The 15,179-nt window shown below is 31.6% G+C and carries 9 protein-coding genes and 2 pseudogenes; 5 read left to right on the forward strand and 6 right to left on the reverse strand.

Annotated elements, in window-relative coordinates; all coding sequences use genetic code 11:
- Positions 1-544: 544 nt before the first annotated feature.
- Entirely contained in the window at positions 545-1,129 is a 585-nt protein-coding gene (locus LOK41_RS07680; protein WP_241815949.1) for a class I SAM-dependent methyltransferase, read from the reverse strand.
- Between the two features lie 518 nt (positions 1,130-1,647).
- On the opposite strand from LOK41_RS07680, the gene LOK41_RS07685 reads away from it, so the two are divergent.
- Positions 1,648-3,270: a glycosyltransferase gene (locus LOK41_RS07685; protein WP_241815950.1), complete on the forward strand. Its 1,623-nt coding sequence runs from the start codon at positions 1,648-1,650 to the stop codon at positions 3,268-3,270.
- A gap of 888 nt (positions 3,271-4,158) precedes the next feature.
- Here the strand turns inward: LOK41_RS07685 and LOK41_RS07690 are convergent.
- Both LOK41_RS07690 and gmd read right to left on the reverse strand, forming a co-directional pair.
- Positions 4,159-5,088, reverse strand: a complete 930-nt coding sequence (locus tag LOK41_RS07690) for a GDP-mannose 4,6-dehydratase (RefSeq protein WP_241815951.1) — start codon at positions 5,086-5,088, stop codon at positions 4,159-4,161.
- Complete coding sequence (gene gmd, locus LOK41_RS07695) at positions 5,085-6,050, reverse strand: GDP-mannose 4,6-dehydratase (RefSeq protein ID WP_241815952.1); 966 nt, start codon at positions 6,048-6,050, stop codon at positions 5,085-5,087. The genes LOK41_RS07690 and gmd overlap by 4 nt, the downstream gene beginning before the upstream one ends.
- 1,170 nt (positions 6,051-7,220) lie before the next feature.
- Here gmd and LOK41_RS07700 point away from each other — a divergent pair.
- Together LOK41_RS07700 and LOK41_RS07705 are read left to right on the forward strand one after the other, a co-directional pair.
- A pseudogene (locus tag LOK41_RS07700) lies at positions 7,221-7,706 on the forward strand (GDP-mannose 4,6-dehydratase).
- A 240-nt stretch (positions 7,707-7,946) separates the two neighbouring features.
- On the forward strand, positions 7,947-9,113 hold the full coding sequence (locus LOK41_RS07705) for a glycosyltransferase (protein WP_241815953.1): 1,167 nt from the start codon (positions 7,947-7,949) through the stop codon (positions 9,111-9,113).
- A gap of 698 nt (positions 9,114-9,811) precedes the next feature.
- Here LOK41_RS07705 and LOK41_RS07710 read toward each other — a convergent pair.
- From LOK41_RS07710 to LOK41_RS07720, 3 genes and pseudogenes are all read right to left on the reverse strand, one after another.
- Complete coding sequence (locus tag LOK41_RS07710) at positions 9,812-9,955, reverse strand: hypothetical protein (RefSeq protein ID WP_241815954.1); 144 nt, start codon at positions 9,953-9,955, stop codon at positions 9,812-9,814.
- 786 nt (positions 9,956-10,741) lie between these two features.
- Positions 10,742-11,554 carry an FkbM family methyltransferase gene (locus LOK41_RS07715; RefSeq protein ID WP_241815955.1) on the reverse strand — a complete coding sequence of 271 codons (813 nt, stop codon included), beginning with the start codon at positions 11,552-11,554 and terminating at the stop codon, positions 10,742-10,744.
- Positions 11,555-11,869: 315 nt separating this feature from the next.
- A pseudogene (locus LOK41_RS07720) lies at positions 11,870-12,305 on the reverse strand (transposase); the annotation flags it as partial.
- 344 nt (positions 12,306-12,649) lie between these two features.
- Here LOK41_RS07720 and LOK41_RS07725 point away from each other — a divergent pair.
- Both LOK41_RS07725 and LOK41_RS07730 read left to right on the forward strand, forming a co-directional pair.
- Positions 12,650-12,847: a hypothetical protein gene (locus tag LOK41_RS07725; RefSeq protein WP_241815956.1), complete on the forward strand. Its 198-nt coding sequence runs from the start codon at positions 12,650-12,652 to the stop codon at positions 12,845-12,847.
- 1,224 nt (positions 12,848-14,071) lie between these two features.
- On the forward strand, positions 14,072-14,767 hold the full coding sequence (locus LOK41_RS07730) for a hypothetical protein (RefSeq protein WP_241815957.1): 696 nt from the start codon (positions 14,072-14,074) through the stop codon (positions 14,765-14,767).
- Positions 14,768-15,179 lie beyond the last annotated feature (412 nt).

Here is a 15,179-nt window from a genome sequence, read left to right on the forward strand (position 1 = left end):
TTCTACCTAAGCTAAAGAGTCTCCAATTTCTGCAATAGGTTGAACGATTTATGTTCAGAAAGATTTTGAGTATCTCCTTGTATTCCTTAATGTAGAAAGTATCCCTTTTACATATAGTTACTACAATTATTTAATGCACTAGCGGAGAAAAATGTTATAGGCAGCAGCCTATCTTTATAGGACATGTCGTATTATGTATCTTTATTAAGGAGTGTGTGCACTTGATTGTAGGAACAGCATATAAAGCATTATCTAGGGATTTGGAACAATATACGACATACATGAAATACGAAAAGATGAGGTATTGAATTTTTTCAAAAGATAAGCATTGTGTAATTATGGGATAGATGAACAATTAAAAAGTACAGAAAAGTTTAGTGTACTGAATTCGTATATACAAAATAAGTATTAAGAAAAGTGTAAAGTGTAACTAGAAATTTGAATATTGTTTTTTTTATCTATATATTTTCTGGTGAATAAAAAAGGATGATTGTCCCTTAATATGAACAGAATTTAAACAGTAAGAAAACTTTATCTGCCTGTTCTAGAAAACTGAAAACAGCATACCATGCTCAATTAGACAAATATGATCACCTTCGTTTATATTCAAGCTATTAATGGCAATTGTTACATCGATTACAGGTGAATTACCATAGTCATGCCAACATATAATTCCGCCTTTTCGTATGACTTGACGTGCTAAAGGAGTGTCTAACATAACTCCTTCTAAAGAATGATCACCATCGATGAAGATTAAGTCTGCTGTGGGAAGATCGGATGGTTTTATATCTCTTGAACCATTGGATTTTATAATTAGCTCTACTCGAGGGTCATCTTTAACATACTCTCCAACAATTTGAGGGACTTCGTGTTGTTGGAGAGATAATGAAGTTTGAGAACCAGGGGCTAAGTCTATATCTATATATTTTTCAACCCAAGGGCTATTGTCCAAGATACATTTTGCAGTTTCTCCTCGCTGAATGCCGATTTCAATTACTGTTTTAGGTCGGAAAGTTCGTGAAAATGCTATTAATGGTTCAACATCGGCCCCTGTAAACAGAGGTGGTGGGCCATTGAATGTACCGCTTCCAAAAATTTTAAAAAAAGTTTCTCTGTTTATTATACTCATATAATATGCCTCCATGTTATGAAAAAGTAACTATGTGGAATTAAATATTCTTATTTTCGATACGTATTATATTTTTTACATTAGGATATATCTTTTCACTAGTTTAATAGAGTAGATGATTATTAAGAAATTTTTACTTTATTTGCTATTCGTTTTCAGTAAGTCCCGCACCTTAAGATTCAGGAAAATAGTGAGGGGATAACTGCTCGAAAATAACGATTGGTGATGAAAGTTTTACTTTGTGTTTAGAGGAGAGGAAGATGAGAATAAATAAAATGTTTTGTACACCAGTTAATATTAATATATGAAAAAATAGGACAAGTGAAATATAAAATGTATGAAAACTGAAAAATGATTCCAACGTCTAAATACTGTATTAGTTGAAAATCGTTTAAAATACGCGGGATGTAAATAAACTGCATAATTTAAAGTTTTGTTTGTATATATTACATAAGGTGGTCTGTTAAATAATTTTTAGTGATATACTTTGGGTTGTTTTTATTATAGGAGGGAGCAATATGGAAGACTCAATAGCTTATAAAACACTTCAATGGTGTCTTTCTCCCGTTCATGAAAATACTCATATTCCTAATTTGTTATATGTAATTTACAAAAATAGAGATGATTTGCAACAAAATTTTCCAGATCCATTGCGAAGGGATCAAAGAGGATTATTGAAATGGGCTCAAACTTACTTAGCGCAGGAATACCCTATTGGTGACGATTTATCTAACCGTTTTAAAATGATAAAGGATACTTCTGTATTTTCAAAATGGGATTCTTTTTTTCAATGGGCACTAGCTCCAGTTCGCCATAATACATATATACCTAATTTACTATACGAGATTTATAAAAGTAGATCTGATTTACAAGAAGCTTTTTCAGATCCACTGCAAAGGGATCAAATGGGATTATTGAAATGGGCGCAATATAATCTTGCTAATGAATATTATGAGGAAGAAGATTTTTTTTCAAGGTTTAATATTGTAAAATCAGAAGATTACTCACTAAAGCAAGTGAATACACGAGTATCACCATATTTAAAAAAAGGTATTAATTTAGTAGGATTTGCTCGACTTGAAGCTGGATTAGGAGAATCTTGTCGCTTAGCAGCAAGGTCTATTCAAAGTACAAATATTCCGTTTGGTATTATTAATTATCCACTTCCATATCCATCAATGGATTTATCTTGGGTAGATAAGGAAATAAAGGTTCCTATCTATAATGTGAATATTTTTCATATGAATCCAGATGTACTTCCGACGGCTCACAGGAAACTCGGGCATCGTTTTTTTAATGGGCGTTATAATATTGGCTATTGGCATTGGGAATTACCAGAACTTCCAGAAGAATGGATTAGTAGTTTCAGACTTTTAGATGAAGTATGGGTTCCCTCGTCTTTTGTATTAGAGGCAGTATCGAAGAAAACCAACCTTCCTGTTATTCGTATTCCGCATTGTATTCAAGTCGATTGCTCTAAAGATATAGATCGAGGATACTTTGGATTACCGATAGATCGATTTTTGTTTCTTGCTATGTATGATACTAGAAGTGTATCGCAACGAAAGAATCCACTTTCAGTTATTAAAGCATTTCAAGAGGCATTCTCTAAAAACGATGCTTCTGTGGGATTGGTATTGAAAGTGAATGGTTCACAGAATAATGCAGAAGAATTAAAACAGCTTCAGAATTTAATTCAAGATAATAGTAACATTTATCTTATTAATCAAACATTGAGCCGAGAAGAGATAAATGCGTTAATTCAAGCTATTGATTGCATAGCATCTTTACATCGTTCGGAAGGTTTTGGACTTGTACTAGCGGAGGGAATGTATTTAGGGAAGCCAGTAATTGGTACGAATTGGTCTGGAAATACGGATTTTATGAATAGTGAAAATTCTTGTGCGGTTGATTATACACTTGTTAAAGTCGGAGGAAACTACGGTCCTTATAAACATGATCAAATTTGGGCAGAACCTGATATTGAGCATGCGGTGTATTATATGCGGAAGCTTGTTTCTAATTATCTATGGTATAATGCTATCGCCAAGAAAGGAAAAACAGTAATTCATAAAGACTTTTCACCGAAAGTGGTAGGGCGGATGATTTATGAACGGCTTGTGGAGTTGAATTTAGTTTAGAACGAAGTTTTGAAGTTAGTAATTTTATGAATGATAATAACCAGTTTATTTCAAATCTTGTCCCACATTCTTCCTTATGAGAAGAATTATATCCTAAAAATGAAAAATACCTCTCTGAATCATAAACTTTAATTATGATACTAGTAGAGGTGTTTTTTTGAATAGATAAAAAGGTGTATTATATTTCTTAATTATGGTGTTGTTCCAGAAAAGTTAAAAGAGATTCCTTATGTAATTGATGTAACGAAACAGCATCCAGGTAGAGAATATCAGAAAATTAGTCTTACTCCTGCGGCAAATAAGTTTATATTTCTGTACATAATCGGTTTTGATTTTCGAAAAGGATATGACTTATTGATTGAGGCCTTCTGTGAAGAATTTTCCTTATATAAGAATGTTTCTCTCGTTTTGAAAGTTTATATTCATAATGGAGAGCCGCCTAATGTAGTGAAGCAAGAGATTGAACGGCATATTCTACTTTAAAAGACATGGAAATTAAATATTGCTGGCGTTAGATATTTAGTAGGGAAATATGGTAATTATTTTAGCTATAGTTTTTGTTAAAATTAGTTTGTATACTGCATTAACGCACAATGTTTTTGTATATAATGTAAAAATGGCTATGAAAATGTGACAATCCTTGTTTCTTTATAAGTTTGCTGTTTTACAATTAAAGTGTAAGGTTCCATTCATACCTTGGTTAAAGTATAGATGGAACCTCTAATTCTTTGTATTAAACTCTATTTCTATCTAATATATGTTTTTGAATGTTATAAAACACGCTAATTCAATGTATTTTATAGAATTTATTTAGCTATTTTAGGTTTAATACTAAAAAGTGATCCTTTAGTAACTAATAGGGTAGCAGTAAGGCTTTTTACTAACAAATCACAATGTAGCTAACCAATATTGGTATATATCCTGTAGAGATTGGTTTATAGAAATGTCAGGTTCCCATCCAACCAAGTTTTTTAGCTTTGTGTAATCACCAATAAAATATAGGATATCAGAGGGTCTCATTTTATTAGGATCAAGTTCTATATCTATTTTTTTATTTGAGAAAGAAAGTAACGTATTTAATATATTTTGGATTGATATACTGATTCCAGAACAAATATTATAAGTTTCTCCTGCATTTCCTTTTAAGGCAATCAAATAATATGCACGAACAATATCTCGTACATCTGTGAAATCTCGAAAAGATTGCAAATCGCCAACTTTCATTGTATTACAGCATGTAGTATTCTTATTTATTAAGGCAATTTGATGAGCAAAATCGGATGTAACAAAGCCTAGCTTTTGACCAGGACCAATATGGTTAAACGGTCTAACATGGATAACATTTAAACCAAAGGCTTTATAATATTGTTTTACTAGCATACTAACAGCTGCTTTACTTGTTCCATAAGGGTTTAGTGGGTTTAGTAATGTTGTTTCAGAGATGGTATCATGTATACCAAGAGTAGCTTTTCCGTATTCTTCTGAAGAGCCAATAGTGATTACTCTTATTTCTTTATCTAGTTTTTTGACTGCTTCTAATAGGTTGATAGTTCCAATGGTATTGACCTCAATTGTCTTAGAAACATTCAACCAGGAATCGCTTATATTGCTCATTCCTGCTAAATGAAATATATGAGTTGGTGAAATTTTTTTTAATAAACTCACAATTTCATTTTGCTTTTGTAAATCTAACTGATAAGTATGTTTACATAAATTTGATTGTCTTGAAGTTCCATAGACTTCAGCTCCTTCAGCTATTAGTCTGTTTTGCAGGTGGCAACCGACAAACCCTGTAATTCCTGTTATTAAAGCTATCATTTTAGCACCCGATTTATTTCTAAGTCATGATCTACCATCATTGTTACTAACTGTTTAAAGGATACCTTTGGTTTCCAATTTAATTGTTCCTTTGCTTTATTTGGAGAACCGAGTAATAGATCAACCTCAGCTGGACGCATAAATTTTTCATCTTGAACAACATAATCCTTCCAATTTAGTCCTGCATACTCAAATGCTATTTCAACAAATTCTTGTACGGTACGTGTTTCCCCCGTAGCTACAATGTAATCATCAGGGTTTTCGTTTTGTAACATAAGCCACATTGCTTCTACATAATCACCAGCAAACCCCCAATCACGCTTGGCATCTAAATTTCCTAAACGCAGTTCATTTTGTAATCCTAGTTTTATTTTAGCTACTCCGTCTGTTATTTTACGTGTTACAAATTCTAATCCACGTCTTGGTGATTCGTGATTAAATAAAATTCCTGAACAAGTAAACATATTATAGCTTTCACGATAATTTACGGTAATCCAATGACCATATACTTTTGCAACACCGTATGGACTTCTTGGATAAAAAGGGGTTTGCTCCGTTTGAGGAGTTTCGGTCACTTTTCCAAACATTTCACTGCTTGAAGCTTGATAAAAGCGGGCATCTGGTTTTATTAAGCGTACTGCTTCTAGCATGTTTATGACACCGAGTGCTGTTACATTGCTCGTATAAATAGATTGTGTCCAAGAGTCTCCTACAAATGATTGAGCGGCTAAGTTATACACTTCATCTGGTTCTGCAATTTTTACTGCATGAATTAAGGAAGCCAAATCTGATAAATCTCCAGGGATAAGTTCAATTTTATCTAAAATTTTTGAAATATTGCTGTAGTTGGATGTTGACGTTCTTCTTTTTAAACCATACACTTGATAACCTTTACTTATTAATAACTCAGCGAGATAAGAGCCATCTTGCCCTGTAATACCGGTAATTAATGCTTTTTTCATGTCATCAACTCCAAGGTGTTTTTTTCTTGTTTATAGTATGTGAAATAACCAAAAGTGACAGTGGAAGTGCTTTACCATTCTAGTGTTATGCCGTTTTCTGGAGAGTAATATATACCGAAATAGACATATTTAATTGTTTATTGTCGTAATATTGCAAATAAAAGGTAGTTATATAGCATAGATGCATCTCACTTTATTAAGGTATGAAATACAATTATGGGTGATGAATTCAATTTATAGATCTGAATAAAACATACTAAGAATAGTAGAAGTGAAGAATAGGTCGTGGCAGCCTCAGAATTTCGATTTCGTATAAAAAGCTAACATACTGCACTGTCCTTATGAGAAGCAGTTTTAGTATGTGGGATCCTTAAAATCGTGTATAAGAAAAAGGGAATCGGTAAGGTAATGCGAAGACTTCTACAAAAAAAATGGGGAGATATGCTTATACAAGCCGTGTCTAAAAAACTACAAAACCTGTGATTAAGATTCTACACTCTATTTCAATGGAATTATCTCCAAGCATAAAACGAAGCTATTTTCATTTGCCAGATGATTGCTTCTTATTTTTAAACATGTTTAAATTCCACAGTAATGCAATAAGAAAAAAACGCTACCGTAATAAAAGCAGTTAAATAGGTTTTTAGTGAAAACGATGTATCAGTTGGTTTAGTAATTAAACTTAATAATGCATCTCAATTCCAAATGAGGTATAATTACTTAATTTTCAAACAAAAGATTATTAATTTGCTAAATAAATAGGTGATCATGTCAAAGAAATTATGAGAACAAAATACTCTCCTCAAGAAATTAGAAAATTATATAAGTCCCGTCTGGAAAAACTGGGGTTGTCGCATAATAATCTGATTTATCGGAATTTTTTTCTCTGGGAAGAAATAGAATATAGAGAGAAATAGAGGGAACAAAAAAAGAGTTAGCAGGATTAACCATCCTGGAAGTTGGGGTATTTATCATTGTTCCTCTATTTTAGGTACTACATATAATGGTAAATCTGAACCAATAAAGCTTATTATTTATTTTCATATAAGATCATTAAAAAAGTGTTGTATAATCTATGAAAGCCATTATTTTAGCAGGTGGACAAAGGAAAATACCGCTTTTATTCTAAGCCCTTATGGGGTAGCAAAAGTGCATGGCTACTGAATCACGGTGAATTATTGTGAAAGCTATGGAATATTTACCTGCTCAGGTATTTTATTTAATCATGAATCACTAAGATGTGGAATTGAGTTTGTCACCCGTAAAGTAACTGATGGTGTTACAAAAATTAAACTTGAAATGCAAGATAAATTATTTTTGGGAAATTCAGATTCATAATGCGACTGGGATTTTGCCGGAGATTATGTAAAAGTCATGTGATTGATGCTGTAGTAAGATGATCCTGATGATTATGTGATTACTACGGGAGAGACTCATACTGCTAAAGAATTTGTAGAAATCGCCTTTAGAAATGTGGGTTTAAATTGGGAGGATTATGTAGTTCAAGATTCTCAACTTATTAGGCCAGCAGAGGTAGATATCTTGGTAAGTAATCCTTTAAAAGAAAAAACAAAGTTAAAACGGGTGCCTCATATAAGTTTTGAAAAACCTGTTCAGATGATGGTTGAGAATGATCTTAGAAAGTATATGGGATAGACTAAAACTATAGGGTTCTATTCTTTTATCACTACAATTCATCAAAGTTTATTAATATTTTAAGATGCTATGAAGATAAAAATCTACTAATAATTAGAGATTGGTCCTTTAACCTCCTGAACCAGGGGGGATTTAAAATGACATCCTCAATTTTATTGACAAACACAGAAGTCAACAAAATGACTGTAAATTTGCGAGTTTATTTTATATAACTTATCTTTAAATTAGTTTTCAAGTTTCATGATAAAACTTGCTTTAACTAAGGGGATTTTTTATATAGGAGAAAGGAATGAAAGTTCTATGGCTATTGCAATAGTTAGTACGTACCCTCCTAATCAATGTGGTATCGGAGAATTTGCTTCATATTTGAGACAGGGGTTAATAGAATTAGGAGAAATTCATGTACCTGTCATTGCAGTAAGTGATAACTATATGACAGATTACGGCGATGAAGTTGTTCATCAAATTAAATCGGATAATTGGAGTGATTACGAAAAAACGCTCAATTATCTAAACTCAGATACTATTAATGCAGTAATTATTCAACATGAATTTAGTATTTATGGAACAATAGAGAGTAACTATATTAACCTCTTTATACAACAAATAAAAAAAACTGTTTTTATTACATTTCATACCATTTTAACAGATAGTATTTATAACCTCTCCAGTATTGCTAATCATTGTGACAAAGTAATCGCTCTTTCTGATTATGGAAGACATTTACTGGTAACAACTCATAATATACCTGCTGAAAAGGCAGTAGTAATTCCCAATGGGGTTCCCGAATATCCGATTCAAACAAAAGAAGAATTAAAAGAAAAATTCATGATATCTAATAAAACAACCGCTTTAACATTCGGACTCTTAAGCCCAAATAAAGGAATCGAATTAGTATTGCATGCTATTCCAAAAGTTATTCAAAGACATCCTGAGTTTCTTTATATAATACTTGGTACTACTCATCCTAAAGAATTAATTAGTCAGGGAGAAAATTACCGCAATAAACTTTTAAATTTAGTTAACCAATTAAAAATAAATAATCATGTAAAGTTTATTCCCTATTATTTGTCTGATCGTGAAATAATGGATTATTTAGTCGCAGCTGATATTTATATTACCCCATATTATTTTCTTGAGCAAAACTCTAGTGCAACTCTAACTTACGCAGCATATCTAGGAAAAACATGTATCTCCACCCCTTACTATTATGCCCAAGAATTGTTATCAAATGGATGTGGACTTTTATTTCCATTTAATGATATATTAACTCTTCAAAATCATTTACAACGTGTGTTAGCAAATCCGAATTTTAGGATATCTTTAGGTGACGCAGTTAAAGAGAAAACCAAAAATTATTCTTGGATAAAATGTGCCAAAAAATATTTAGATTTAGTAAATTCATAAAAGATTAATTATGAGATGTTTATAGATAGCACGAGTGTTAATTATTAAGATAATGGAATTATGGCAAGTTTTTATGACAAAAAAGTTACTCGCATATAAAATAATTGTTACCCCTAACAAAAATTTTGGAGAGTGACTAAATGAAAAAATTTAGCCCGTTATTGGAATTGCTTCAATTTTTGGTTGCGGACGAAGAACTTTATAAAATTGCAGAGCAATATAGCTATAATGACCCAGCTCGTCAAATAAGCAAGTAATTTCTGAAGGTTTTATTGCAGACGTTTTGGTTGCAACACTATAATTGCCATTAAGCTGATGGAACAACTATATAGGGTGAACTAAAGATTTTTTTGAACGCTATTTGCTTCCATCCTAACACATAGTCGGTCAAAGTTTTTCATAGGTTCATTTTGAATGTTTTCTATAAAAAATGAACATTTTGGTGAATTTCCTCAACTTTATGGTAGAAGACATTGTTTATCAAATCGGACTTTGACCATTTTCACAGTCCCTCCACAATATTTAAATGAGGCCTGTAGGATAGCAGGTTAACCAATCTTATCTGTTCATCAATTCTGTATGGAAAGGTTCCAATAATTTTACATGATGAATTCGTGTGTTATCAGGGTATCATGATGACGTTACCCAAGGGAAAGGCAGCTACTATCTTTTTGAAAAAGGTAAGAAACGTTATGGCGTTATAATGTTCGTCTTCCTGCCTGCCAAACAATTTCACTCTTAACATAATCAACAGCTGTTATTAGTTTCAAACCACGATGTTTGACTGGCGTTGTTAACGATTCTTTGCTTTCCTTTGGCAAACCAAGTATACTGTAATGCATGATAATCACGGATCTTACTTTTATTTTTAAATAAAATATAATCAATTTCGCAGTTCTTGGAATTTTTTATTCAGGAAAAGTAGATTCTCCACACTCTTCTTACTTTTTTTCGTAAGCTGCCGTCAGAGTGTGGGTCAGTTTCATGTAACCCAGTTCTAATCGATGCAATATTTTAGATACCCAATTGAAGGGAGTATGAATAGCCGTATCCAAGATTAATATAGGTTACAATATTTTCTAAAGTTCAATTAAATTTCACCGTAAATCCTATCTCCTGAGCGACATGGTTGACAATGACTTGTTTTAGTTGTTGAGCTTATTGCTCCACCGTTAACAGAGGCTGCTTTCCTGAAGAGAACTCCATGGTCAAATCCTTTATCACATATTTTTATAGGTACGGATGTAGTTACTGACATTTTTCTCTGAACTGCATAAAATGATTGAGATTTATGTTTAAATATTTCCCACCAATGCAAGCGAATGGTTTGATAACGTTCATGCATGTGACGTTTTTCATGTTATAATCCATTTTCAACTTCCAGTAATTTTTTGTTAGTGGAAATCATCAGATTACCACTTAATAAAAGTAATTTTTTATTCAACAGATGATATGGGAAATTCCATATGCAAGATTTAAGTTCAACTTATATAGATAATTTTATTAAGTTATTAAACTCATGATAAGATTTTTCAATGATCATTTTAGAATAATCGGTCATTTTAAAGACTTTAGAAGTTTTCCCGTTTTTTCTTGAAACTGAAGAATAAGTGGAAATTTTATTAGTCTTATTTTTTCCTACTAAGAGTTATATCGTAATAATTGATCGTTGGAGATAGAATATCAAAATCAGATATTATTTTCTCTAGATCTATACTAGTAATGATATTTGGTTGACTAGGATAGATAACTCCTATATTAGAGAAATTATTTAGTAATTTTTCTATTTGCTTTTTAGAGGATCCATTACGATGTAGAAGGTAAGGACAATATTCCATTACAATTGTTGAATGATCTTTAATAAGTGGTAAACATGAATCAAGAATCTCAATGTCAGCTCCTTGTGTATCGATCTTTACTATATCAAAATAATTTGGAGATTGTTCACCTAAACATTCTTTCAAAAAGTTAACAATATTTACTGAAGGTACAATCATCGGTAAGTGTCCAAAGTTACTAATGTCTGCGTCATTTTCTAGTGGTTTTGAAGTTCGATGGTCACCATAATTAATATTATTTTTATAAAAAGTTGTAAATTTTTGTTCCTTACTTAAAGCATAATTAAAAGTATGGATATTTTGAACATCATTTAGAACAATATTAATATTTAATAATGAATAATTTAGTGGGTCAGGTTCAAAACAATATATCGTAACTAGAGGATTTATTTTTGCCAGAATAATAGACATAGAACCAATATTTGCCCCTGCATCAAGAATGTGACTTCCTGGCTTAATTAATGTGTTTAGATAGTTTAATATTTGCTCCTCAATAACTAAACCTAATCTTAGAGCGTTACCAATCACTTTATCATCTTGATGTGTAGCAAAATAAAATGGAATACCCTTATAAACAACATTTGCCGGTAAAAATGGGCTCAATATGATTCATCTCCCTTTAATATTTTCCGCCGAAATTTTCCTAGGATATGCTACTATCTATGTTTATTGGTGAGATATCTAATTTATATGGAATACTTCGGCTTTACAAAAGATATTTTAAAATCTGAATTATTTTGCTGAAAAATAACGGATATTAGCCAGGAAAATAAGTTACTACTTTTTTTATAGTATAAGGTGGCATGGTTTTATTTAAAAATTAGATAATCAATCAAAAAATTTCTATTTTAGGAAGACTTCAACTAAGTTTCTTGATTTAATCCCGAAAATTTCTAGTTTTATTTGGTTATGCTACTTTTAATTTTGAATGAAACCAAGTACCTTCCAAAAGAATTCCAGATACACAAAACTTGATGATATTTTGAAGGAAAAGGATCTGCTTGATTGTATTAATTTACTGGTCACCTTCACAATTCTTATAAGGATAGTTTTAATGTGCATATTCTTTTTCACTTTTGGAAAACAAAGGGTTCGTAGCCAATCCGTCACAAAAAAAGAATGAATTAGGATCGACAAATCTACTATCTCCTAGAATAAAGGGTGTTATTCAAGGGGGATTTCTGTTGTAATGTTCCATTAATTGCTGTGTAAATTTCACTACAACATTCGAAGTATAAATATTTAGGGGACACAATTTAGCTTTTAAAAAATCAACGGTAATAACATCAAAGGCGACTAATGGATGGAACCCAACAGTTCCGTAATATGCATTATAGGCTGCCGATTCTTTTTTTCATTTATTTGGTACAATTATATATTGACGGATAGTTAATTTTCCAAGTCAATATATATTATTTCAGAATTTTTATGAAATTTTAAGTTGAAATTATCCTTGTCCATAAATTTAATTGAAGTTTGTACGCTTGAATACCATTATACTAAAACTCATAGCTACCCTGTTTTGGTTCTAAAACCTTGCTCTTAATTTAATACTACTATTAGAGTATGTGAACAAGCAAAGATTAGTTCGGGCAAAATGAAACGTATTAATTAAATCAAATAGCAAAGGGATATTACTAAATCAGTTATAAAAAATATATCTATTTGGTTTTTGAAAGAGGAAAGTAATGTAACAGTATGCGCTTTTTGCGATATGAAGTACGGTTATTATATGGCATGGAGATGGAAATGAATTTAATAAAGCCGATGATTATACATCTTATTATTAATCAGGGGATTGCAAAAAGAGATACTATTAATCTAATTACAATAGAGACCTTAATGATTGGTCGCATTATTCTGTTCCTTATGATGGGAGATGGCTTTTCAGTTTAGCGCACGGAGGAAACTGTGTAAATTATTTTCGAAAAGACGTATTTCATAAAATAGAACAATTTTGAAGAAATTAGTTCGGCAATGCAGTGTACAAATAAATATATTCAAACTATAAAAAGCTGCCATTATCTTTTTCATAGGATAGAACCAATCACTTTAGAGCTAAACTCTGTTATAAACATAGGCATATCAACCGTTGGGATAAAAATAAGATGGTAAGGTCTATTCCAAGATGAACAGATTGTGAGAGAACCTCTTGTAGGATTCAGTTCGTTACTTTACATGTCTAGACTTTATCGCTCCCTAATTCAACAACAGCAACATATTTTTCATCAGGTATAAGTCATGCATAATGAGTATGCGGTTTTGTCCTGTCTTTGAAAGGAGTCTGATCAAGTATACTCAACACCTGATAAAATAGGATTTAGATGACCGTCGAATTTATCAATAGCATAAAATTCAGCAGTACCTTTATTATAATTTGTTAAACGACGTTTTGAAGTTCTAATTTTTAAACTTACATTGCAAGGAGACACACCTTCACTTACCTGACGATGGAGCCTTTTGTTACATCCAGATCTATGATTGGATGCATCGCTTATATATCTTCTCCTTAAAATACAACGAACCGGTAAACCTCTATTCCTCCATGTAGTTTTATAGCTGCGCTTGTTATGCGAGATCCAATTCTCAGCCTATCTCAATTATGTTTCTATAAGTAGGGGAAGAACTATTTAATTAACAAAATCAAGTCCTATAGAGGATGCAGACGTTCTATTCAAGCTTTGGTTATCGTAGACCGATATGAAAAAAGGTCAACAAGAAATGTTTTCTGGCTGACCTTATAATACAAAAAGGTATGGTATATTAAGAATTTAATCCTATATAATTATCAAAAATATAAATCTGTGTAATAGAAAATTCAATGTACTATATACAATATTTAAATTAATTATATGTAATTCTAACTGCACTTTTTTATAATATTCTTGAATATTAAGAATATAATGTTTATGCGTTAATATAATCACTCGAGATATTTATTGGAATTGTAACCCCTCTCCTTTCTTTCAAGTTAGGTGTAAAGTAATAAATGCCTAACTAAAGCCTCTATTATTTAGATAGGGAAATTTAGAAAGGATAAATTTCGTAAGTGTATCTAGGATTAAAAACTACTAGGGTTCCAGTAATAAAAGCTTTATGGATGTATAAAGGAGGGAGATAATGAATATAATAAATTCTTATGAAAAAAAATTTTATTCTCAAAACGGCGAAGATGGCATTATTGAAGAAGTTTTTCAACGAATTGGTACGACAAACAAATTTTTTGTTGAATTCGGGGTTTATGACGGTTCGCAATGTAACAGTGCTTATCTTGTTTTATCTAAGCAATGGTCGGGAGTTTGGATTGAAGGTAACGAGATTGCATATGAAAATTTGTGTATTAATTTTTCAAACTGTCCAAATGTGCGAACTGCACATAAATTTATTACAAAAGCCAACATCACTCGAATCTTTAATGATATGAATGTTCCGTTGGAATTTGATTTACTATCGATTGATATAGATGGTAATGATTATTGGGTTTGGAGAGCTTTATCCGAGTATAAACCCCGGCTCGTTGTGATTGAGTATAATGCTCATTTCCCACCTCCACAAAAAATGGTGATTATGTATAATCCGAAATTTCATTGGGATGGCACCTCATACTTTGGTGCTAGTTTAACGTCCCTATATGAACTTGGGGGAAAATTAGGATATTCGTTGCTTGGAACAGATAAAAATGGAGTTAATGCTTTTTTTCTACGTAAAGATTTAGTTGATATCTCCAAATTCGAAGAGCTTACTCCAGAATCCGCATATCACCCGTTAATCTATGGCCCATATCCTGACTCTAATAGCCCCTATTTAGAAATTTAAATACGATACTATTTAAATTTTTCAGATAATTAAGGGTATAAAATAATTTTTAACAATTTTGATGCATTATAATGAATTCTATTATTGAAGTGGGCACATCAGTTTTGTAAGTGCATGTTTTAATAACTGTGTTACCTAAAAAATGTAAGAGGTGCGATGTACAATCTATATTATTAAAAAGGGTAATTCCTGGTTGTATGCCAGTTTTTCATAATAGGTATCACTCCATACTATGTTATTTTTGTAAGAAATTTCAATGTCACTGTAATACTGCCTATATAAAGGAACCCTTCTCTACACCATATATATGTGATAAAGAATTATTAGTTGGTGACCCTGGACTTTATTTATATTTCATGTTAAAAACTATCTGGAATAATCATCTGAATTATCTGTAATTTAACCGATGAAT

The sequence above is a fragment of the Bacillus sp. TL12 genome (assembly GCF_022625245.1).
Classification (GTDB): Bacteria; Bacillota; Bacilli; order Bacillales; family Bacillaceae_G; genus Bacillus_A.

Coding starts and splice junctions, on each gene's coding strand:
- LOK41_RS07710 (WP_241815954.1), bottom strand. CDS start 9,955: ATGCATTACAGTATACTTGGTTTGCCAAAGGAAAGCAAAGAATCGTTA.
- gmd (WP_241815952.1), bottom strand. CDS start 6,050: ATGAAAAAAGCATTAATTACCGGTATTACAGGGCAAGATGGCTCTTAT.
- LOK41_RS07725 (WP_241815956.1), top strand. CDS start 12,650: ATGCGCTTTTTGCGATATGAAGTACGGTTATTATATGGCATGGAGATG.
- LOK41_RS07730 (WP_241815957.1), top strand. CDS start 14,072: ATGAATATAATAAATTCTTATGAAAAAAAATTTTATTCTCAAAACGGC.
- LOK41_RS07680 (WP_241815949.1), bottom strand. CDS start 1,129: ATGAGTATAATAAACAGAGAAACTTTTTTTAAAATTTTTGGAAGCGGT.
- LOK41_RS07685 (WP_241815950.1), top strand. CDS start 1,648: ATGGAAGACTCAATAGCTTATAAAACACTTCAATGGTGTCTTTCTCCC.
- LOK41_RS07690 (WP_241815951.1), bottom strand. CDS start 5,088: ATGATAGCTTTAATAACAGGAATTACAGGGTTTGTCGGTTGCCACCTG.
- LOK41_RS07705 (WP_241815953.1), top strand. CDS start 7,947: ATGATAAAACTTGCTTTAACTAAGGGGATTTTTTATATAGGAGAAAGG.